The following is a 21,722-nucleotide window of genomic DNA, read 5'->3' on the forward strand; positions in this document are numbered from 1 at the left end:
GCCCTGCCGCCTCCTGCGATGACGCAGCAGGTCTCCTGGCTGATGTCGTCTGCGAGCCCTGAATTCCGTTGGCGTATTTCAAGGGAGTGAGCATGGTGTTCTCCACGCTGGCGCAGTTGGAAAGCGCTCCGGCCGCCACGCCGATCATAAGCAACGTCAAATATCTGCGCATGAAACCTGTCTCCCGTTCAATTCGCGATGCCGTTCACAGCATGTCCAGCCGCGGCGTCGATTCGATCCATTCATGGCGGACGATCTCGACATAGAGATCGACCGGGTCGGCCGGCGCCTTGCGGCCGAGGATCTCGGTCGCGGCAGTGCGGACCCGCGGCCCAAGCTTGCCGTCGGCATCGACGCCAGAGGCGCCCAGCCGGATCAGCGCCTTCTGCGTGTCGGTCACGAGTTGCGCCTTCGGCATAGCGGCAAGCCGTTCGCGGGCATTCTGCGACGCCTTGCCGGCCTTGCGGGCGACGGCCATGGCATAGAGGCGCACCGCCTCCTCCGGGTCGGCGGCAAGCGAGGGCTCGGCGCTGACGATCTCGGCAGCGTAGAAGGCGCCCCAGCCATCGCCGCGCGCCGCGCTTTCGCGGAACAGTTTCAGCAGTGTCGCTTGATCGCTCTTACCTGCCTTGCGGTCCATCAGGGCCATCAGCCTGGCCGCATAGGGGTGAAGCTTGCGGTTCGCTTCATCGAAAAGCTGGTAGGCCTTTGCCTCATCCTGCTTAACATAGGCGCCGTCGCGGTACATGATGCCGAGATTGACCTCGCCCCACACGTCGCCGCGCTCTGCCGACTTTTGGAACATGACGTAGGCGCGCTCCATGTCCTTCGGCACCTTGTTGCCGTAGAAATATTCGGCGCCGAGCTGGTTCAAAGCGTAGGTGTGACCGGAATCCACCGCCTTGTTCATCAATCCGATGCCGCGCTTGACGTCCTGCTTGATGCCATTGCCCTCGATCAGCGCTTTGCCGAGAGAATATTGCCCGTAGGGATCGCCCTTGCGCGCCGCCGCCTCGAACAGCGGGATGGCCTTCTTCGGGTCGAGTTCGACCGCCGCACCAAGCTGGTAGAGCCGGCCGAGGAACTGGCCGGCACGAACATGGCCGCCGTCGAGTGCTTCGCGCACCATCTTCAGCGCCGCCGGGAAGTCGCCCTTGGCGTAGAGCACGCGGCCATATTCAAACTTGAAGCGCGCAATGTCGGGGAAATCGGCGACGGCCTTGCCGCAGGCGGCGAGCGCCTCGTCGATCTTGATGGAGTTCGGCCAGACTCCTTCCGTGACCGCCTGGATATCCAACGGCTCGGCGGCCAACCGGTCACAAGCGTTGACCTCGGCGTCGATGGCAATGACCACCGGCTTGGCTTCCGGCGCGGACACTACCGGATTGAGCACGATCTGCGCCTCGCCATCCGTCTTGTGGATCGCCGGCCGCACCTTGAGCTTCGCGATGTCCTCGGCCCGCACGAGATCGCCGAGCACCAGCATGTCCTGGCCGACAGCCACCTGGGCGGAAGGGTCGCGCGTGTCCACGCGCAGCCAGCCAGTCGGACGGCCGGCGCCGAGTTCCAGCGTCGGAACCGGCGTGAAGCCGGTGCCGACGTCCGAATTGAGCGTCAGCTTGACCGGAGTCACCGTCTTGGTCATGCCGGCGCCATCGTTGGACGCGACGACGATAGACGTGTCGGGCTCGTTCGGGATGGAAGCGTCGAAGACAATGGCAACCGCCCCCTTGGCGGTCTGGCCGCTGTCGGAATTGATTGTATAGGGGATGAGTTCCACCGGCTTCTGGCCGGCGTCAGCGGCATAGACGATGTCGCCGATGCGGTTGGCATCGATTGGTGTGCCGGGACGGACGACCTGGTCGTCGAGCAACAGGATGCCGGAAGCCGGAGCCTTGTCGAAGCTCGCCGTCAGCTTCATCCCGCCAGAGGCAATGGGCGACTGGATATTCAGGTTGACGCGCGTGGCCGAGGCCGGCGCGCGGACCTCGGTGACGCTTTCACCAAGCACCAGGATTTCCTGCTCCGAAATAAAATAGAACTGAGAGGTCAGGCTGGAGACGTCCCATGGCACCTGGCGGCCGCCGGTGCTGTCGATGACCGCCGAGCGGACCATGGTCAAGACTTCGCGCACTTCCTTGTTGGGGCTCAATACCTTGTCGGCGAAGGCGCCGGCGAAGGGGCTGATGTCGCCGCCGCCGTCATAGGCAACCTCGCCCGGCGCGGTCGAATAAACGATCAGCGAGCCCTGCTTGGGCGTCAGCGAGGCGAGTCCCTTCGAGCCCGCGACGTCGACCTTCTTGTCGCCGAGATAATAATACTGATTGCGGAACGGATTGTCGCGGCAGGCGTCGAGCACAAGGATCTGCATGCCCGAGGCGGCACGCATATAGTCGAGCAGATTGTTGACGTTGTAGGTTTCGACTTCCAGATCGTAGGAAGACGAGAGGCTGGCATCGACCGGGATGATGAAATTCTGGTCGGCAACCTGGACCGCGTGGCCGGTATAATAAAACAGCGCCACGTCGCCGTCGTTGAGCGTCTGCAGGAACTCCCTGACGGTCTTCTCCAGCCCAGCCTTGTCGAGGTTCTCGCCGACCGTGACTTCGAAATTCGCGTCGCTCAGCACGGCGCTGATGCGCTCGGCATCGTTCACCGCATTGGGCAGTTTCGGCAGGTTTGCATAAGCGGAATTACCTATAACAAGCGCCGCGCGCCGGCCTGACACGCTCTTTTCCGTCGCATCCGCCGACCCGATGGCCACGACGGCCGACAGCACAACAAGAAGCGCGGCCAGAACCAAGCGCCGCAGCGCCGTGGCCGGTCCGAACGACTGAGAAAGGAACTTCATCCGATCACCTCGGCAAGCCCTTGGAGATTATACGCCCATCCAAGGGATCGCACAAAGATGATTCAGGACGGTGTCGCGATGAAGGCGGCTTGTTACGAAAACCTCGGAGACTGTTGAAACCACCACAGCTTCGGTGCAACCGTCGCTTATGAGGCGGGAACGGCCTTCTTCGTATCCAGCCGGTCGATCGCCTCGACATTGCCGGCCGAAGGCCCCTTCGGGTCGAACACCGATGCCAGCCAGGTGTCGACGATCGCCTTGGCCAGCTCCGGCCCGATGACGCGGGCGCCCATGGTGATGATCTGAGCATTGTTGGATTTGGCCGCGCGCTCCGCCGAATAGGTGTCGTGGGTAAGGGCGGCACGGATGCCCGGCACCTTGTTGGCCGAGATGCAGACGCCGATGCCGGTGCCGCAGAACAGGATGCCGCGCTCGAATTTCCCGTCGACGATCTCGTGGCCGACCTTGTCGGAAAGGTCGGCATAGAAACCCGACTGGCTCAGGTCGGTGAGTTCGACCTCAGACTTGGTCTTCAGGTGGGCGGCAATCACGTCGAGAAGCGGCTTTCCGGCGCTGTCGGCTCCGATGACGACTTTCATGGGGTTCTCCGAGGCTTTGAAATCGGCGTTCCGCAGCGACCCGCGGCATTTCGAGATATTCTTCTGTGTGTCACGGTTCAATAGGCAAGTGGCGACAGGCACGCATTGGACATAGATAGATGTTATATAGGTTGGAGCATGAGATGTCGTATTTCAGGAAGTAGCTCATGGCCCGAATGGACAAACCTGCGCCGATTGTTCGATTGGAGGCTAAAGCCGGGCCGGCGTTTGCCAAGACACGACCGGAAGAAGTTTTCGGCTCACTTGCCTACAGCGGCAAACCGCAAACCTTGGAGGAGATGGAGGCGGGCGTTCTGGCGGAAGCGCGTCGAACTCAGCCGCCAAATCCCGTCAGGAACGAGGTCAGGTTGTCGCCCAGCGCGTCGCAGAGGTAGCCGCCCTCCTGCACGATGACAGCCGGCAGTTTCAGCCCGGCAACCGCCTCGGCGATGCGGGCGAAACCGGGAGTCGATACCGACAGGCCGCCGAACGGGTCGCCCTCGAAAGCATCGAGGCCGAGCGCCACCACCAGCGCTTCCGGTGCGAAGGCTTGAATACGGCGGAGTGCCGTTTGCAAGGCTTCGAGAAAAGCGTCGTCGCCGGACTTGCGCGGCAGCGGCAGGTTGAGATTGTAGCCCAGCCCCGGCCCTTCGCCGCGCTCGTCCGCATGACCCCAGAAGAAAGGATAGAAACGCACCGGATCGGCATGAAGCGAGACCGTCAGCACGTCGGGGCGCGCGTAAAAAATGCCCTGTGTGCCGTTGCCGTGATGCAGGTCGACATCGAGGATGGCGACGCGGGCGGCACTGCGGCGCAGATGCTGCACGGCGATGGCGGAGTTGTTGAGGAAGCAGAAGCCGCCGGCGACATCGGCGAAAGCGTGATGGCCGGGCGGGCGGCAGAGCGCATAGGCCGAGGGCTCGCCAGCGAGCACGGCATCGGCGGCGGCTACCGCTGACCAGGCGCTCCAGCAGGCGCTTTCAAAGGTTTCGGCCGAGATCGGGCAGGCGGTGTCGGCCATGTGGTAGCCGGCCTGGCCAACTGCGGAGGCGGGATAAGAGCCGCCGCGCGCGATCGGATGGATGTTGGGGATCACTTCTTCCGAGGCGCCCTCGATGCGCCGCCAGCGCACATAAATGTGCTCCAGAAAGTCGATATATTCGGGCGTATGGATGGCGGCTATCGGACCCAGGCCGTAGTCGTTCGGCCGTTCGATCGAACAGCCAGCCTTCTTCGCGCCCGCCAGCAGGCGCTCGACGCGCTCCGGCTGTTCCGGGTTCGGTTGAGGCGCGCCGCTCGACAGGAAGGCTTTCGGGTCGTGGCGTTTCTGCTCCGAGGCGTAGAAGGCTTTCATCAAAACTCCTTCGGCAAGGTTCCGCCCGGCGGGCAGTCGGCTGCGGCAAGGTTCAGGAACGCGTCGTCATAGGCGGCATGCACCTGCTCGGTATCGGAGAATTTTATCTCGAGCCTGTTGTAAAAGCCCTGGGCGGTGAAATTCTCCGTGTCGACCGACAGGCGCATGTAGACGCCGCCGCGGTCGCGCACGATCGCCGCGACGCGACGCAGCAGCTTCGCGCCAATGCCAAGGCCGCGATAGGCATCTTCGACATAGAGGTCCTGGACGTAGACGCCGGGGCGTCCGAACCAAGTGGAAAAGCTTGGGAAAAACAGGCACATGCCCGCCGGGGCACCCTCCACCTCGGCGATCACCGCCTCAAAATGCGGTGCGGGGCCAAAGCCGTATTCGATGAGATCGGCAACCTCGCAGCGCACCTTGTCGACTTCGTCGACGGTGCGCGCGATGCCGAGCAGCGCGGAATGGATATAGGGCGCATCCGCCACGGTGGCGGGGCGGAGGTGGATTTTGGGTTGCGAGCCGCTCATGCGCGTAAAATCCCCGCCGGTTGTCGGGTACGCTGCCCCCTCGCACCCCCCTCTGTCCTGCCGGACATCTCCCCCTCAAGGGGGGAGATTGGCCTTCGCGTCAGCTTTCGCCAATCTGCAACTTTGCAAGACGAGCGCCGGGTATGAAGCAGCCAATCTCCCCCCTTGAGGGGGAGATGTCCGGCAGGACAGAGGGGGGTGCGAAGGTACGCAGACATCAATTGATCATCATGACTAAAACGCCACCCTGTCCCCACCCTTCAGCGCCAGCATTTTTCGCGCTTCGGCGGGTGTCGCCACGTCGAGGGACAGCGCCTCCAGGATGCCGCGAATACGCCGCACCTGGTCGGCGTTCGAACGGGCAAGACCAGCACCGTCGTAGAGGCTGTCCTCCAGCCCGACGCGGACATTGCCGCCCATGGTCGCCGCCATGGTGATCAGCGGCATCTGGGCGCGGCCGGCGGCAAGCACCGAGAAGCGGTAGTCGTCGCCGAACAGTCTGTCGGCGATGCGTTTCATGTGGCCGAGATTGTCCGGATCGGCGCCGATGCCTCCCAAAATGCCAAGCACGAACTGGATGAAGAAAGGCGGCTCGACCAGTTTTCGGTCGCGGAAATGCGCGAGCGAATAGAGATGGCCGACATCGTAGCATTCGAACTCGAAGCGCGTGCCGAAACCCTTGCCGAGCCGGACGAGGATATCCTCGATATCGGCAAAGGTGTTCTTGAATATGGTCGAGCGCGTCGCCTCCAGCAGCTTCGGCTCCCACTCGTGTTTCCACTCACGCGGGCGGTCGAGCATCGGGAACAAGCCGAAATTCATCGAGCCCATGTTGAGCGAGCACATTTCCGGCTGGGCCTGGATGGAGGCGGCGAGCCGCTCGTCCAGCGTCATCAGCGAGGAGCCGCCGGTGGAGATGTTGATGACCGCGGCGGTCGCCTGCTTGATGCGCGGCAGGAACCGCATGAACACATCAGGGTCGGCGGTCGGGCGGCCGTCCCGTGGGTCGCGGGCGTGCAGGTGCAGGATCGACGCGCCGGCTTCGGCGGCGGCGATTGCCTCGGCTGCGATCTCGTCGGGCGTCACCGGAAGATGCGGCGACATGGTCGGCGTGTGGACCGAGCCGGTGACGGCGCAGGTGATGACGACTTTTCGGGCTGGCTTTGCCATGGGAACCTCAGCCTTCGACCGGCAAGCCGAGGTCGCGGGCGACCGCCTCGATGGAATCGCCGAGAATGGAGATGATCTCGGAAACCTCGTCCGTCGTAACGATCAGCGGCGGCGCGACCATCGTATAGTCGCCCTGCACGCCGCCCTTTACCCGGCGCGAATAGACGATCAGCCCGCGCGCATAGGCGGCGTCCAGCACGCGCTGGCCGATCTTCCAATCGGCGCGCAGAGGCTCGAACGTCTCGCGGTCGGCATATTCGACCGCAGCCATCAGGCCCTTTCCGCGCACGTCGGCGATGAAGGGGAAACGTTTCGCCAGGCCGCGCAGCCCATCGAGCACCAACTCGCCCATGGCGGCGGCGTTGGCGGTGAGATCAAGCCGGTCCATCTCGCCCATGATCGCCAGGCCGGCGGCGCAGGCCAGCGGATTGCCGGCATAGGTGTGGCCATGCTGGAACCCGCCCATCTTCAGCACCGGCTCGACGATGCGGCCGGGCGCGGCCAATGCGCCCAGCGGCACGTAGCCGGAGCCGATGCCCTTGGACAGCGAGACGATGTCGGGCCGGCAGTTCCAATGGTCGCCGCCCAAAAACTTACCGGTGCGGCCGATGCCGCTCATCACCTCGTCGTGGATCAGCAGGATGCCGTGGCGGTCGCAGATCTCGCGGATGCGCGGATAATAACTGTCGGGCGCCACCAGCGCGCCGGTGGCCGCGCCGCCGATCGGCTCCATGATGAAGGCCAGCACGCTTTCTGGCCCCTCGGCTAGAATCCTTTCCTCCAGCATGTCGGCATAGCGCAGGCCGCGTTCCTCTGGTGAGAGATTGTCGCGGTCGCGATAGGCGGTCGGCGCCGGCACGGTCGGCATGACGCGCATCTGGTCGGCGAAAGTGTCGGTCAGGAGCCCGTCGCCGGTGACGGCCAGCGAGCCATAGGTGCCGCCATGGTAGGACGGCATGCGGGCGATCACCTTCCAGCGGCTGGCCTGGCCTGTCGCGACCGCCCACTGGCGGGCGAGTTTCAGGCAGGATTCGACGGCCTCGGAGCCGCCTGAGACGAAGAAGATGCGGTCGAGTCCCCCCGGCATCCGCTCGGCTATGTTGGTCGCCAGTTCTTCAGCCGGCTCGTTCTCGAAATGCAGGCGGTAAGCAAAAGTGGTCTTTTCCATCTGCCGGCGCATCGCCTCCAGCACCGCCGGATTGGAATAGCCAAGATTGACGGCGACCGGCCCGCTGGAGCCGTCGATGAAGCGCCGTCCGTCAGCGGTCCAGAGATAGATGCCCTCGGCGCGGTCGACCACCGGCCGTCGCAGGCTGGCGAGATAGAAGAGGTTGGAGGGACGAGGCACGTTGGGTGAAGAATTCGATGGAGAAGCTTGCACGTCCGCGACGGAGTCCTCTGTTTTGGAAGGGTAGCGTACCGTGGCAAAGCCCTCGGTCCATCCGTCCCTGTTCAATTCGGTTTCGTGAATGTTGAAGCCTTGCGGATAGTCCCGAAAGCCTGCTTGCCCTTTGAGCCGGACGATAGCCGTCTCAGCCTCTATCCTGCTACTATAGATGCCGATATGAAGCTCGGTATCCTCCCTGTCCGGGTATTCGCGCACATACCAGAGATCGAAGACAACATTCGACATAACTGCGATCCAAGTAATCTCAAAGACACCCGGGTCTGGGGCTTTCCAACGACCTGCCCAGATACCGGTCCAGCACATTCCTCGTCACCTGCTCGACCATGGCATCCTTGCGTAGCAGGCCGGCGACCCATTCGCAGGTGCCGGCATGGAACACGTCGCCCTTGCCCTTGGGAAAATTGACGATCATGCCGTTGCCGCGCTTGACCTTGTCCATGGCTTCCGGGGTCGCCTCGCCGTAGAGCGTTTCGGCGGTGAAGACGGCATCCTCGTCGTTCAGCCAGCCGGGCGGCACGTCGGCGCTTTCCTCGACCAGCGAGGCCATGCCAAGGCCGAGGATCTGGATGCCTTCCGGCGGATTGCCCTCCCCGGTCGGATAGGGCAGGCCGCGCTTCATCATGAAATCGAGCCCGTCGACCTCATAGCCGTAGATGTGGCTCTCCTGGCCGAGCACGTCGCCATAATAGAGGCCGGTGTTGCGGAAGGCCCAATGCTCCGGCCTGTAGATCGGAAAACCGCGCACCCCACGCGGGATGCAGCCGCCCCAGCCGGCATAGACGCCCGCCATGGCGTTCAGCCCGAAGGTGGAGGTGCCGGGGCGCCCGACCTCGGGCGCCTCCCAGCCAATGGTGGCGCGGCTGGTGTCGGCGCTGCGATAGACAGGATCCTCGGCGCGGGCACGGTATTTGTAGCAGATTTGCGCGCGCCCCTCGTCCTCAAGTCGGGTCTGCCACAAAAAATTGCCGGCGAAGCGGGCCGCCCGCCCTCCACCTTCGACGAAATCGTCGACCGCGTCGCGCATCTCCCAGGTCCAGTACTCGTCGTGGCCGACGAAGACCGCGCAGTCGTAGTCCTGCAAAATCTCGGGCGAGAAATGCAATTCGTGCTGGCTGACGAGATCGACAGCATAGCCTTGCCGCTCGGCCCATTTGAAGAACAGCCCGTCATAACTCGCCCAGCCGGCGGAGGCGTATTTCTTGGAATGGCCGGTCGCAAATGCCCATTCCATATGCGGATAGCGCGGCTCGGTCATCGGCGGCAGATTGACCTCGATCGGTACACGCGGCGCCTCCGGCGGCAGCATGATGAAACCCCGGCACCAGGGCCGCTGCGTGCTCGCCCTGATCGCGAACTGGTTGCGCTCCGGGCCGGTGATGCCCTGGTAATGGTTCGACCCGCCCCACGTGTTGTAGGCGGTCCACGAGCCGGTTGCGGCGACCTGCAGAATGCGGCCGGGCTTCTTGCCCGGCAAAGGGCGGACGATGAAAAGATGGTGGCTGACGATTGGGCTTCCGTCGCGCCCCTCGGCGGTCAGCGTCATGCGATAGGCGCCCGACTTCCAATCGGCACCGATGGCGAATTCGAATGTCGGCTGCCAGCCGCAGCCCTCGACCGAACACTGGTCGGGCGTATCCTGCCAGCGCGAGGCAAGGCCTGACTTTTCGAACACTTTTACCAGTACCGCGCCATCGCGCGCCAGTTCCATGTCGAAGCGGTCCGCCGTCGAACTGACGAACAGCGTAACGGCATCGCCCGGCGAATAGGAGAAGCGGTCGGTATAACCCCAGATCTCGCCGCGCTCGCCGTCCATGCCGGGATATTCGTAATAATGGCCATAGACGGCGTGCCGCCGCTGCTCGGGCGTCAGGCCGAAATCCGGGTATTCCGTGGGCAGGGCTGGCATGGATAACCTAACTCGGACGAGGTTTTTCAGAGCGATGCCGGCCACGCGCCTCCGATCGCACGGCCCCGCCCGACTTGGCCTACCGCCGCCGGAGCACTTCGCTGCGGGTACGGCATGGATCCTAGGGTCTGCGCCGTACCGGTGGCGGAGTGCTCCGGCGAGGCAGAACCTGCGAGGCGGGAAGCTAGGGATCGAACCGGCTGCCGGTCAAGCGGGGCGAATGTGGAAACCGCCAATCTTTGTTTGGTCCAGCCACTCGCGGTCCAAGCGAAACTGGGTAGTATGCGCTCCGCCGGCCAAGGGCCGGGCAAGCCACGACGGAGGAAGGCATGGCCGATCTGCTGCAACTGCCCGGCGAGGGTGTCTTTGTCGGCCGGGCTCGCATGGCCGGAACGCCGCATCCGCTGGTGGTCACGGTGCGTGGCGGCGACGTCGTCGACATCACCTCCAAGGCCGCGCCCCTGGTGCGCGACGTCTGCGAGATGGACGACCCTGCCGCCTATGTGCGGTCGGCGCAAGGCCGGGCCATCGGCTCACTGGCGGCGATCGCCGAAAATAGCATCGAGTCCAGCCGCGACGCGGCGCAGCCCTACCTGCTTTCCCCCGTCGATCTACAGGCGGTGAAGGCGTCCGGCGTCACTTTCGTCGTCAGCCTGCTGGAGCGCGTCATCGAGGAACAGGCGCGCGGCAACCCCGAAAAGGCCGACGCCATCCGCGCCGACATCGCCACGCTGATCGGCCACGATCTGTCGAAGCTGAAGCCGGGTTCGCCGGAAGCCATGGAGATAAAGCGCAAGCTGATCGAGCGCGGCGCCTGGTCGCAATATCTGGAAGTTGGCATCGGCCCCGACGCCGAGATTTTCACCAAATGCCAGCCCATGGCCTCGGTCGGGTTCGGCGCGGATGTCGGGCTGCACCCGGTCTCGACCTGGAACAATCCGGAACCGGAGATCGCCGTCATCGCCGCCAGCAGCGGAAAGATCGTCGGCGCCGCCCTCGGCAACGACGTGAACCTGCGCGACGTCGAGGGCCGCTCGGCGCTGCTGCTCGGCAAGGCCAAGGACAACAATGCGTCGGCCGCGCTCGGGCCGTTCATCCGCCTGTTCGACGCAACATTTTCGATCGCCGACGTGAAGTCGGCCAAGGTCTCCTTGAAGGTCGAGGGCGAGGACGGATTCACCCTCGAAGGCGCGAGTTCGATGGCCGAGATCAGCCGCTCGCCGGAAGACCTCGTCGCCGCCGCGATGGGCCGGCATCATCAATATCCGGACGGCATGGCGCTCTATCTCGGCACAATGTTCGTGCCGTCGAAGGACCGCGGCGAAGCCGGCAAAGGATTCACCCATCATGGCGGCGACCGGGTCACCATCTCTACCGAAAGGCTGGGTGCGCTGACCAACCGCGTGCGGCTTTCGACGGAATGCGCGCCGTGGACTTATGGGACGAGCCGGCTGATGCGGGATCTGGCGGGGGCGGGGTTGATCTGAGCGCTGTCTGAGGGTGCGTCCTTCGAGGCTCGCCCGCAAAGGTTTTTATCATTTGTCGAACGTTGTGCGGGCTCGCACCTCAGGATGAGGACGGGCGGAGCCGGGCCGCCAATCGCCGAGGCAAGAGCGCTTCATTCCTTGACGCGGAACGGTTCGTTACTTGGCATTGCCGAAATCATAGCCGCCGGCACCAGATGAATGTGCCTGCGCCGTCGGTGCGGGTGAACGCTGCAGCCCAGCCGGTCCTCATCCTGAGGCGCGAGCCCGCACGGCGACCATCATTCGAGCTACAATCTGGAAAGGCGAGCCTCGAAGGACGCACCTATTCAAGCACCTTCCCGAACTCATACGCCTCGATAGAGTCCGGCTTCATCTCGATCGAAAACCCCGGCAGTTTCGGCGGCATGTAGGCGGCGTTTTCAATCACGCAGGGCTCGACAAAATGCTCGTGCAGGTGGTCGACATATTCGATCACCCGACCCTCCTTCGTGCCCGAAACACAGAGATAGTCGATCATCGACAGGTGCTGCACATATTCGCACAAGCCAACGCCGCCGGCATGCGGCCACACAGGCAAGCCATATTTGGCGGCCATCAGCAGCACCGCTAGCACCTCGTTCAGCCCGCCCATGCGGCAGGCGTCGATCTGCACGATGTCGATGGCGCCGCCGGCGATCATCTGCTTGAAGATGATGCGGTTCTGGCACATCTCGCCGGTAGCGACCTTCACAGGAGCGACCGCCTCGCGGATGGCCTTGTGGCCGGCAACGTCATCAGGGCTGGTCGGTTCCTCGATGAAATAGGGTTTTGCGAAAGAAAGCTTCTTCCCCCAATCGACCGCCTGCCCGACTTCCCATACCTGGTTGGCGTCGATCATCATGAAACGGTCGGGGCCGAGCACCTCGCGAGCGATCGTTAGCCGGCGAATATCGTCTTGCAAATCGCGGCCGACCTTCATTTTCACATGGTTGAAACCTGCATCGACCGCCTCCTGGCAGAGCCGGCGCAGCTTGGCGTCGTCGTAACCCAGCCAGCCGGCCGACGTGGTGTAGCAGGCGTAACCCTCGCGCTCGAGGATGGCGATGCGTTCCGCCTTGCCGGGCTCTGCGCGACGCAGGATTTCTAGCGCCTCGTCCGGCGTGATCGCGTCGGTCAGGTAGCGGAAGTCGACGATCTTAAGAATCTCTTCCGGGCTCATATCGGCGACCAGCCGCCACACCGGCTTGCCGGACTGTTTTGCGAGCAGGTCCCAGACCGCATTGACCACAGCGCCGGTCGCCAGATGCATGGCGCCCTTGTCCGGGCCGATCCAGCGCAATTGGCTGTCACCGGTCACATGCCGCCAGAAGCGGCCGGGGTCCTCGCGGATCCAGTCCAGTTCGAGCCCGACCACCAGATGCGTCATCGCCTTGATGGCCATGCAGCAGATGTCGTTGCCGCGGCCGATGGTGAAGGTCAGGCCGTGGCCCTCGAATCCGTCGTCGGTTTCCAGCACGACATAGGCGGCGGAATAATCCGGATCGGGATTCATGGCATCCGACCCGTCCAGGCTCTGCGAGGTCGGGAAACGGAGATCGTGGGTGCGCAGGCCGGTTATGCGGGTCATCTTTTGTCCCTTAGTCTGCCCGGGAATCGTCGAAAGGGCTCAGATGGTCCAGCCGCCATCGATGGCACAGGCCTGGCCGGTCGTGTAGGTCGCGCCGGCTAAATAAACGGCGAGGTCGGCAATTTCCTCTGGTGCGCCGATGCGGCCGATCGGCTGGCGTGAAATGAAGGCGGCGCGCGCCGCGTCATAGTCGCCTTGGGCGCGCAGGCGGTCCTGCAGCGACGGACTCTCGACCGTGCCGGGGCAGATGGCGTTGCAGCGGATGCCCTTTCCGACATAGTCGGCAGCCACCGATTTGGTCAGCCCGATGACGGCCGCCTTTGTGACGCCGTAGGCGAAGCGGTTGGGGACGCCCTTCATGCTGGAAGCGACCGAAGCCATGTTGACGATGGCGCCGTCGCCGCGCTCCAGCATGCCGGGCAGCACGGCACGGATGGTGCGGACCATGGCGCGGACGTTGAGGTCGAAGGCGAAATCGAGGTCGGCGTCCGGCATCTCCAGGATCGAACCGGCATGGACGAAGCCGGCGCAGTTGAATAGCACGTCGACGCGGCCAATCTCGGCGACCGCCGCCTTGACCGCGGCGTCGTCCAGCACATTGAGTTTGCGGGCAAAAATGTTCTTCTCGCCCGCGAGCTCGGCCAGCGCCTGGTCATTGATGTCGGTGGCGTGCACCGTGGCACCGGCGCGGGCGAACGCGAGCGCCGAGGCGCGGCCGATGCCCTGCGCGGCGGCGGTGATGAGGACGATCTTTCCAGTGAGGTCTGTCATGCGGAATAGCTTCCTGTGGTCTTGGGTTGTAGTGAGCGAATAGCGAATAGCGAATAGCGAATAGCGAATAGCGAATAGTAAGTAACGGATGCTTGAGGCGCGACAACAATCGCGAGTCTTATGTCCCTACTCGCTACTCCCTATTCGCTATTCGCTACTTTCTATTCGCTTTTCCCGCCTCTCGACGACATAGATATGGTCCGCGGCCAGCACGACCTCGCCGCGCTGGTTGATGACCTCGTTGCGTTCGATCACGCGGCCGGCGTCCGAGCGCTTCGGATCGTCCTCCTTGGCGGTGATGGTGGCGCGCGTCTTGATCGTATCGCCGATGAAGACCGGCCGGATGAAGCGCAGCCGGTCGTAGCCGTAGGAAAAGGCGACCGGGTTGATGACGCTCGCCGTCAGGCCGACGCCGATCGAAAACACCATGGTGCCGTGGGCGATGCGCTGCCCGAACGGCGTCGTCTTCATGTATTCGGCGTCCATGTGGTGCGGGAAGAAGTCGCCGGTGTGGCCCGCATGCACGATAAAATCGGTCTCGGTGATCGTCCGCCCCAGCGTCGTGCGCGAGAAACCGATCTCATAGTCCTCGAAATAGGTGACCTGCTCCATTTCAGGGCCTTTCAGCTAGGGGCGTTGCCGGGTCGGCACTCGACTGGTACGCCGCCTCGACAAGCGCCATGGTGTTCCAGGCGTCCTCGACCGAACTCACCAATTCAGAATCTTCGCCGGCCACAAAACGCTGCAGATTGGCCATGCGGCCGACAAAACCATCCGGGAACCATGTGCCCTTCAGTGGCACGTTCACCCAGCCGTCGCCGCCCTTCGGGAAGATTTCCAGGATATCGGGCTCACCCTTTGGATAGTCGAGATTGACGCCGAGCTTCAGATAGGCCGCCCCCTCTGTGCCGCAGACGCGGAACTCGCAGGCCTGGTATTTGCGGCCGAACTTGTGGTCGTGGTTGATCGACAGGTTGCAGCGCAGCCGTTCGCCATAGTCGAGGATGGCGCTGGTGCGCGTCTGCGCGACGCTGTGGTTGGGATGGCCGAGCGTTTTTGCGTGAACGCCGCGTGGATCGCCGAGAAGCTGGCGGATCAGGTCGAGGTAGTGGATCGAATGCAGGGCGATCTCGACGCGCGGCGCCTTGAGCAGGAATTCCCACAGATGCCAAGGCGTATCGAGCGCCAGCCATGCATCGAAATCCACCACCTCGCCGAGCCAGCCTTTTGCGATGGCGTCCTTCAAGGCGAGCATCATCGGCGCGAAACGAAGCTGGAAATTGACGGCGGCGATCAGCTTCTTTTGCCGGCAAATTTTCAGGATTTCGGTTGCGCCGGCAAGGTCGGCGCCCATCGGCTTCTGGATCAGAGCGGCGGCGCCGTCCGGCAGAGCGGCAAGCACCTCGGCATGACGGTCGGGCGGCGTGGCAAGGTCGAAAATAGCGTTCTCGACGGCGGCGGCCTCGGCCACCGAGGCAAAAGACTTGACGCCCCAGGCGGCGGCGAGCTTTTCGGCCTTGGCGTGGTCGGGGTCGTAGAGCCCAGCGATCTGCACGCCGCTTTTCCGGTAGGCCGGATAATGTGCGTCGCCGACGATCGAGCCCGCACCGAAGGTGACGACGGGGCGGGGATTGGACGGAGCGGGCCAGGATTGGGCGAGGGAGGCTGGGGAGAAGGTCATGGCGTCGACCTCCTCTCCCCCCTCGCGGGGGAGATGGCCGCGAAGCGGCCAGAGGGGGTACGCGCGGCAGCGCGCCGACCTAATCCTACGAGCGAAGAAGGAGCGCCGAGCACTGCCGCGGCGACCCCACCCGGCCGCTTCGCGGCCACCCTCCCCTCAAGGGGGAGGGAAATGTCGGCGTTAGTCCACATGAAACACATCTTCCATCTCAGCCCACCACTCGCCTTCCCGGCGAGTCTCCAGGGGGGCCTGCATGGGCATGCAGATCGACCACCATTCCTGCGTCTTCGGATCGGCCGCCATTTTCGCCGAGTCGGCGGCGAACTCCGTGCCGTGATATTCGAAATACGCGAAGAGCAGGTTTTCCGGCTCCTTCAGGAAGATCGTGTAGTTCTTGATGCCGCAGGCGGCGATGGTCGCCAGAACCTCGGGCCAGACGTCGGCGTGGATGCGCTTGTACTCGGCGATTGCCTCGGGCTTGACGCCCAGAATGCTTCCCATGCGCTGCATGTCAGTTCCTCCCCAAAATCTCTCTGGTGAACTCGGCAACGCTCAACCGCTTCAGCGCATCCCAGTCCCAGTCGATGCCGATGCCGGGCTCGGAGGGCGCCAGCGCGTGGCCGCCGACGATCTCCATGCGCTTGCCGGTCAGATCGTCGAGCTGAGGAATATACTCGACATATTTGCCGTTCTGGATGGCGCAGACCAGGCTGACATGCAGTTCCATCAGGAAATGCGGACAGACCGGCATGTCGAAGGCTTCCGCCGCATGCGCCACCTTCAGCCAGGGCGTGATGCCGCCGATGCGGCCGACATCAACCTGGACGATCGAACAGGCGCCCTTCTGCATGTATTCGCGGAAATGGCGGATGGAATAGAGCGATTCGCCGACGGCGATAGGAGTTGACGTCGAATTGTTCAGCCGCACATGCCCGTCGATGTCGTCGGCCGGCAGCGGCTCCTCGATCCAGGCAAGGTCGAGCTCGCGCAGACGCCCTGCCCGGCGGATCGCTTCGTCGACCGCAAAACCCTGGTTGCAGTCGGTCATCATCTCATAGTCGTCGCCGACCGCCTTGCGGACGGCGGATAGGCGAGCAAAATCCTCGGCGCCGGTGGGCTTGCCGATCTTGAATTTCGAGCCACGAAAACCCTTTTCCTTGGAGGCCAAGGCATCCTCGATCAGCGCTTCGGGTTCGATATGCAGCCAGCCGCCCTCGGTCGTGTAGAGCGGCGCGCGGTCTTTTGCACCACCGGCCAGCTTCCACAGCGGAAGCTTCTGTTTCTTCGCCCGCAGATCCCAGAGTGCGGTATCGATAGCGCAAAGCGCGATGGCCGTGATCGCGCCGATGGTGGTGGCGTGGGTGGCGAATTCCAGCTTGTGCCAGATCGCCTCGATCATGTCGGCGTCGTCGCCGATGATGCGCGGGGCGAGGTGGTCGGCGAGCAGCCGCATCACCGACGAGCCGCCGGTGCCGATCGTGTAGGAATAGCCGGTGCCGGTCGCGCCGTCGGAATCGGTGATGGTGACGATCGGCGTTTCCTGGCTGACGAAACTCTGGATGGCGTCCGTGCGCACGACCTTGGGAACAAGGTCCACCATCCGCAGTTCGACTTTTTCGATCCTCGCCATCCTGTCGCCCTCCCTAGCGTCTCAGCGTTTTGCCGGTTGCGGCATCAAACAGATGCGCCTGGCTCAGGTCCAGACTCATCGCGATCCGTTCTCCCGGTTTCAACGGTTTCGGGTTCAGCATGCGCGACACCCACTCCCTGCCGTCGAAACTTGCGAACACCAGCGTCTCATTGCCGAGCGGTTCGGTGACGGCGACCTGGAACTCCGCCGAATGCAGGTCTGCCGCATCGCCGGCATGCAGTCCGTGGCCAACGGGATAGACGTCGTCCGGGCGCAGGCCGAAGGTCACCTTCTGCCCGGCTGAAACATTCTGCCGGAAGCGCGCCGGCAGCGGCAGCGTCGCGCCGCCGGGGAAGGCGAGCCCACCATCGGCCACCGTCGCCTCGAAAAGGTTCATCGGCGGCGAGCCGATGAAACCGGCGACGAAGCGGGTGGCTGGGCGCTTGAACACCTCGTCCGGCGTGCCGACCTGCTCGATATGGCCGTCGCGCATGATGACGATGCGGTCGGACAAGGTCATCGCCTCGACCTGGTCATGGGTGACGTAGACCATTGTGGTCTGCATGCGGGCGTGCAGCTTCTTGATCTCGGTACGCACCTGGCTGCGCAGTTTTGCGTCGAGGTTCGACAGGGGCTCGTCAAAGAGAAAAACCTGCGGCTGGCGCACGATGGCGCGGCCCATGGCGACGCGCTGGCGCTGGCCGCCGGAAAGCTGGGAAGGCCGGCGCTCCAGCAACTGCTCCAGGCCAAGGATGGCCGCGGCTTCCGCGACCGCCTTGTCGATCTCGGGCTGCGGCCGCCCAGCGATCTTCAGCGAAAAGCCCATGTTCTCGCGCACCGTCATGTGCGGATAGAGCGCGTAGGACTGGAACACCATCGAGATGTTGCGCGAGCGCGGCGGCAGTTCGTTGACCACCTTGCCGCCGATCCTGATCTCGCCGCCGGAAATGGGCTCCAGCCCGGCGATCATGCGCAGCGTCGTCGACTTGCCGCAGCCTGAGGGGCCGACCAGGCAGATGAATTCACGATCAGCGATCTCCAGGTCGATGCCATGCACGACCGGCGTAGCGCCGTAGCGTTTTTCGAGTTTCTGAAGGGAGACGGTGGCCATGATTAGGCTCTTTGTTGCTTGCTACGCTGGATTTGCCACCCCCTCCGGCCCTTCGGGCCACCTCCCCCGTCGAGGGGGAGGAGGTCGGCAAGCTTGGCGCCCCTCCCTCCCCTCGATGGGGAGGGTGCTGAGCGAAGCGAGGCGGGTGGGGTGAAGTGTGGATACAGCAGAACCATGTGCATCACCCCTTCACCGCGCCCGACGTCAGGCCGCCGACGAGATGTTTCTGGACGATGAAGGTGAGGGTCAGCGCCGGCACGATCATCACCACGGCCAGCGCACACATGCCGCGCCAGTCGATGGTGAACTCGGCCGTGTAGTCGAGCAGGCCGACCGGCAAGGTTTTGGAATTGACCGAGCGCGTCAGTTGCGAGGCAAGCGCGAACTCGTTCCACGAGGTCAGGAAAGCGAAGATGCCCGCCGAGGCGATGCCGGGGCCGGCCAGCGGGAACTCGACCTGCCAGAATGCCTGCCACGGCGTGCAGCCGTCGATCTGGGCGGCCTCCGCCAAATCCTTCGGCACCTGCCGGAAGAAACCGTCGATCAGCCAGATGGTGAAGGGGATGTTCAGCGCCACATAGGCGAGGATCAGGCCGAAATGCGTGTCGATGATGCCGAGGCGCGCGTAGACGAAGAACAGCGGCAGCGACAGCGCGATGCCGGGCACGGTCCGCGTCAGCATCAACCCCAAAAACATGCCGGACTTGCCGCGAAACCGGTAGCGGGCAAAGGCGTAGCCGCCGGCCATGCCGATGGCGATGGCGATCACCGTCGAGGTCACCGAGATGATCAGCGAATTACGGAAATATTCGAGTACAGGGATGCCGCCCTTGCCGATGCCGGAAAACATCGAGACATAGGCGTCGAAGGACAGTTCCTGCGGGATCCAGACCGGCGGCTTGGCCATGATCTCGACCGTCGGCCTGAGCGACGACAGCACGATCCATAAGCCGGGCATGCAGATGATCAGCATCGCCAGAAAAAGGCCGGCGAGGTGCGCGATCTTCAGGATGCGGCGCTTGAGCGCGGCGGAGGCGTTGTCGTCCATCACCACTCGGCCCCGATCTGCGAGCGGGCGGCTGCCAGCTTGCGGAAGAAATAGACGGTGAACAGGATCGACAGCAGGATCGAGAAATAGGCCATGGCATTTGCCATGCCCATGCGTGCATCCGAATAAGCGGTGCGGGCGACCAGCGTCCACAAAAGCTCGGTGCGTCCGGCCGGGCCGCCATCCGTCATGATCTTCACGATGTCATAGGCGCGCGCCACGTCGAGCGAGCGGATGGTCATGGCGATGTAGGCGAAAGGCATGACGAACGGCCACACCACGTAGCGGAACGTCTGCCACGGCGTGCAGCCGTCGACGCGCGCCGCCTCGATCGGCTCCTTCGGCATGGCGAGCAGGCCGGCAAGGATCAAGATGGCGAAGACCGAGGTCGACGACCAGATTTCCGCGACCGAGATGGCGATGAAGGCCAGATGCCCCTCGATCAGCCAGGGGATCGCGTTGTTGGTCAGGCCCAGCGCCTGCAAAGCGTTGTTCACCAGGCCGATGTTGTCGTTGAACATGAACTTGAACTGGAAGCCGACGAGGATCGGCGAAAACATCATCGGGAACATCATCAGCGTGCGCAGCACACGCTGGCCGCGTGTCGCCTTCTCGACCAGCAACGCCAGCCCGAGCCCCAGCAGCATTTCGAGATTGAGCGCGACAGTCAGCAGCAGCACCGTGCGGCCGAAGGCGACCCAGAAATTCCAGTCGGAGAGAATGGTGACGTAGTTGCGGAAGCCGACGAAGACGAAGAACGTGTCGGGCTTGGTCAGCCTGAACGGCGTGAAGCTGGAATAGAACGAGAGCAGCAAGGGCACGACAACCACCGCCGCCAGCACGACGATCGCCGGCAGAAGCAGAAGAGTTGGTGCCGAGGGTCTCCAGCCTTTCATTGGGGTCCTGTTTTTCTCATGATCGTAGAGCGACGACCACACCCTCCGCCTTTGGGAAAGCGCAATCTCATATGAGCTCGCACTGCCAAATGATCCGACCCGGCGAAGCCGGATCGGATCGGATAGTTTCCATAAGCATTGCCCACGGGTGGGGCTGCCTCAGGATGGAGCACTGCCGCACTGACCCCACCCCGCATCGCAATCCCGCTCGTGCCGAACGGGTTGCTCCGCGACCCTCCCCACAAGGGGGAGGGTGAGGGCGTGACTCAAAGCTCGCCCGCGTCCTGAAGAATCTGCGTCGCCTTGGCTGCCGCGTCGTCAAGCGCCTGCTTGGAGGTCTTGTCTCCGAGGATCGCGGCCTGCAGTTCCGGATAGACGGCGTTGGAGATCTCGATCCAGGACGGCGTCTGCGGCACGGCGAAGGCGTTCGCGGCGGCTTCCTGGAAGGCCTTCAAGACCTCGGTCTTGTAGGGATCGCCATTAGCCTGCTGGATGTCCCACTCCCAGACCGCGGTGCGGGTCGGCAGCGGGCCGGCGGCGGCTTCCAGCTTCTGGCTGTCCTCGTTGGTCAGCCACCAGACGAGCGAGGCGGCGGCCTCCTTGTTGGCGCAGCTTTCGGTGACCGAGAAGCCGTGGTGACCGGCCCAGCCGGTGCGTTTGCCCGACGAACCCTTCGGCTGAACCTTTACGCCGACATTGCCGGCGACCTTGGACGACTTCGGGTCGTTGAAGAAACCGGCCCAGCCCGGCCAGTCGAGGTTGAGCGCCACCGTGCCCGAGGCAAAACCCTGGCCGAGATCGTCCCACAGATAGTTGGTGGTGCCGGCCGGGACGGCCTTGGCCTTGTAGAGGTTGACGAACCAGTCGAGCGCGCGCACGCCGGCTTCCGAATTGAAGACCGGCTTCTTGTCCTTGTCGAGATATTCGCCGCCCTCGGCAATCACCATCTCGTAGAAGCGGCCGTTGATCGCCTCTTCCTTGCCGGCGAACTGGGTGCCGTAGAAATCCGGCGGCGAGGCAAAGAATTCAGCCTGCTTCGTCACCTCTTCCCAGGTGTCGGGCGGGGTCAGTTCCTCGCCGGTCTTTTCCTTGTAGGCCTTCTTCTTGGCTTCGTCGTTGTAGAGGCTCTTCTGGTAATAGAGCGCCGACACGTCGAACTGCGCGCGCGGCAGCATCACCAGCTTGCCGTCGATGGTCGAGGCCGCGATGTTGGCCGGCACGAAGGCGTCGATCTCGGCCTTCGGCAGCAGTGCCGTCAGGTCGGTGTAGATGCCGGGATATTGCGGCGCGAAGGACGAGTGGTTGGAGCCGACGCACCAGGAAATCGAGCCGGTGGCGATGTCGGACTTGATCTCCTTGTCCAGCTCGAAATGGTTCTTCTTGGAGATGACGTTGACCTTTGCGCCGGTCGCCTTCTCCCAGTCGGCGATACGCGCGTAGAGCGCCTCGTACTGCTGTCCGCCGATCAGTTTTGCGTCGATGGTGACGCCGTCGAACTTGCCCGGCAGGTCCTGCGCGAACGCCGCGCCCGCGCCGAGCGCCAATGCAATCACCCCGGCCGACACGCCGGAAAGCAGTCTGTTCATCCGATCCTCCCTGGGGCGCGGCCACGCCGCGTCAAAATGGAAGCGTCTCACGAATGAGCGCTTCATTCATATACAAAGATCATTTTCA

General features: G+C 63.6%; 18 protein-coding genes. 1 reads left to right on the top strand and 17 read right to left on the bottom strand.

Annotated elements, in window-relative coordinates; translation table 11 throughout:
• Nucleotides 1-205 precede the first annotated feature (205 nt).
• The 7 genes from ABMA59_RS11345 to ABMA59_RS11375 form a co-directional block, all read right to left on the bottom strand.
• Nucleotides 206-2,851: a caspase family protein gene (locus tag ABMA59_RS11345; RefSeq protein ID WP_349005454.1), complete on the bottom strand. Its 2,646-nt coding sequence runs from the start codon at nucleotides 2,849-2,851 to the stop codon at nucleotides 206-208.
• Nucleotides 2,852-2,997: 146 nt separating this feature from the next.
• Nucleotides 2,998-3,450, bottom strand: coding sequence for a D-erythrulose-4-phosphate isomerase (gene derI, locus ABMA59_RS11350; RefSeq protein ID WP_349005455.1), 453 nt, complete (start codon nucleotides 3,448-3,450; stop codon nucleotides 2,998-3,000).
• A 334-nt stretch (nucleotides 3,451-3,784) separates the two neighbouring features.
• Nucleotides 3,785-4,804 carry a histone deacetylase family protein gene (locus tag ABMA59_RS11355; RefSeq protein WP_349005456.1) on the bottom strand — a complete coding sequence of 340 codons (1,020 nt, stop codon included), beginning with the start codon at nucleotides 4,802-4,804 and terminating at the stop codon, nucleotides 3,785-3,787.
• Entirely contained in the window at nucleotides 4,804-5,334 is a 531-nt protein-coding gene (locus tag ABMA59_RS11360; RefSeq protein WP_349005457.1) for a GNAT family N-acetyltransferase, read from the bottom strand. The genes ABMA59_RS11355 and ABMA59_RS11360 overlap by 1 nt, the downstream gene beginning before the upstream one ends.
• Before the next feature lie 234 nt (nucleotides 5,335-5,568).
• Nucleotides 5,569-6,504 (bottom strand): 3,5-dioxohexanoate:acetyl-CoA acetone transferase, encoded by a 936-nt coding sequence (kce, locus tag ABMA59_RS11365; RefSeq protein ID WP_349005458.1) that lies wholly within the window; start codon nucleotides 6,502-6,504, stop codon nucleotides 5,569-5,571.
• A gap of 7 nt (nucleotides 6,505-6,511) precedes the next feature.
• Nucleotides 6,512-8,137 (bottom strand): aminotransferase family protein, encoded by a 1,626-nt coding sequence (locus ABMA59_RS11370; RefSeq protein WP_349005459.1) that lies wholly within the window; start codon nucleotides 8,135-8,137, stop codon nucleotides 6,512-6,514.
• A gap of 19 nt (nucleotides 8,138-8,156) precedes the next feature.
• Nucleotides 8,157-9,818 (bottom strand): N,N-dimethylformamidase beta subunit family domain-containing protein, encoded by a 1,662-nt coding sequence (locus tag ABMA59_RS11375; RefSeq protein ID WP_349005460.1) that lies wholly within the window; start codon nucleotides 9,816-9,818, stop codon nucleotides 8,157-8,159.
• A gap of 329 nt (nucleotides 9,819-10,147) precedes the next feature.
• On the opposite strand from ABMA59_RS11375, the gene ABMA59_RS11380 reads away from it, so the two are divergent.
• On the top strand, nucleotides 10,148-11,305 hold the full coding sequence (locus ABMA59_RS11380; RefSeq protein WP_349005461.1) for a fumarylacetoacetate hydrolase family protein: 1,158 nt from the start codon (nucleotides 10,148-10,150) through the stop codon (nucleotides 11,303-11,305).
• A gap of 322 nt (nucleotides 11,306-11,627) precedes the next feature.
• On the opposite strand, the gene ABMA59_RS11385 is transcribed toward ABMA59_RS11380, so the two are convergent.
• The 10 genes from ABMA59_RS11385 to ABMA59_RS11430 form a co-directional block, all read right to left on the bottom strand.
• Nucleotides 11,628-12,911: an L-fuconate dehydratase gene (locus tag ABMA59_RS11385; RefSeq protein WP_349005462.1), complete on the bottom strand. Its 1,284-nt coding sequence runs from the start codon at nucleotides 12,909-12,911 to the stop codon at nucleotides 11,628-11,630.
• A gap of 39 nt (nucleotides 12,912-12,950) precedes the next feature.
• Nucleotides 12,951-13,682 carry an SDR family oxidoreductase gene (locus ABMA59_RS11390; protein ID WP_349005463.1) on the bottom strand — a complete coding sequence of 244 codons (732 nt, stop codon included), beginning with the start codon at nucleotides 13,680-13,682 and terminating at the stop codon, nucleotides 12,951-12,953.
• A 147-nt stretch (nucleotides 13,683-13,829) separates the two neighbouring features.
• A complete protein-coding gene (locus ABMA59_RS11395; RefSeq protein ID WP_349005464.1) occupies nucleotides 13,830-14,294 on the bottom strand; it encodes a MaoC/PaaZ C-terminal domain-containing protein in 465 nt (154 codons plus the stop codon).
• Nucleotide 14,295: 1 nt separating this feature from the next.
• Nucleotides 14,296-15,363, bottom strand: coding sequence for a Gfo/Idh/MocA family protein (locus ABMA59_RS11400; RefSeq protein ID WP_349005465.1), 1,068 nt, complete (start codon nucleotides 15,361-15,363; stop codon nucleotides 14,296-14,298).
• A 180-nt stretch (nucleotides 15,364-15,543) separates the two neighbouring features.
• Nucleotides 15,544-15,873 carry an L-rhamnose mutarotase gene (locus ABMA59_RS11405; protein WP_349005466.1) on the bottom strand — a complete coding sequence of 110 codons (330 nt, stop codon included), beginning with the start codon at nucleotides 15,871-15,873 and terminating at the stop codon, nucleotides 15,544-15,546.
• 1 nt (nucleotide 15,874) lies between these two features.
• Nucleotides 15,875-16,993, bottom strand: coding sequence for a mandelate racemase/muconate lactonizing enzyme family protein (locus tag ABMA59_RS11410; RefSeq protein WP_349005467.1), 1,119 nt, complete (start codon nucleotides 16,991-16,993; stop codon nucleotides 15,875-15,877).
• Nucleotides 16,994-17,006: 13 nt separating this feature from the next.
• Nucleotides 17,007-18,104, bottom strand: coding sequence for an ABC transporter ATP-binding protein (locus tag ABMA59_RS11415; protein WP_349005468.1), 1,098 nt, complete (start codon nucleotides 18,102-18,104; stop codon nucleotides 17,007-17,009).
• A 181-nt stretch (nucleotides 18,105-18,285) separates the two neighbouring features.
• Complete coding sequence (locus tag ABMA59_RS11420; protein WP_349005469.1) at nucleotides 18,286-19,152, bottom strand: carbohydrate ABC transporter permease; 867 nt, start codon at nucleotides 19,150-19,152, stop codon at nucleotides 18,286-18,288.
• A complete protein-coding gene (locus ABMA59_RS11425; protein WP_349005470.1) occupies nucleotides 19,152-20,048 on the bottom strand; it encodes a carbohydrate ABC transporter permease in 897 nt (298 codons plus the stop codon). The genes ABMA59_RS11420 and ABMA59_RS11425 overlap by 1 nt, the downstream gene beginning before the upstream one ends.
• A 266-nt stretch (nucleotides 20,049-20,314) precedes the next feature.
• Nucleotides 20,315-21,634, bottom strand: a complete 1,320-nt coding sequence (locus ABMA59_RS11430) for an ABC transporter substrate-binding protein (RefSeq protein ID WP_349005471.1) — start codon at nucleotides 21,632-21,634, stop codon at nucleotides 20,315-20,317.
• Nucleotides 21,635-21,722: the final 88 nt, after the last annotated feature.

The sequence above is a fragment of the Mesorhizobium yinganensis genome, from assembly GCF_040081985.1.
In the GTDB taxonomy this organism is placed as follows: Bacteria; Pseudomonadota; Alphaproteobacteria; order Rhizobiales; family Rhizobiaceae; genus Kumtagia; species Kumtagia yinganensis.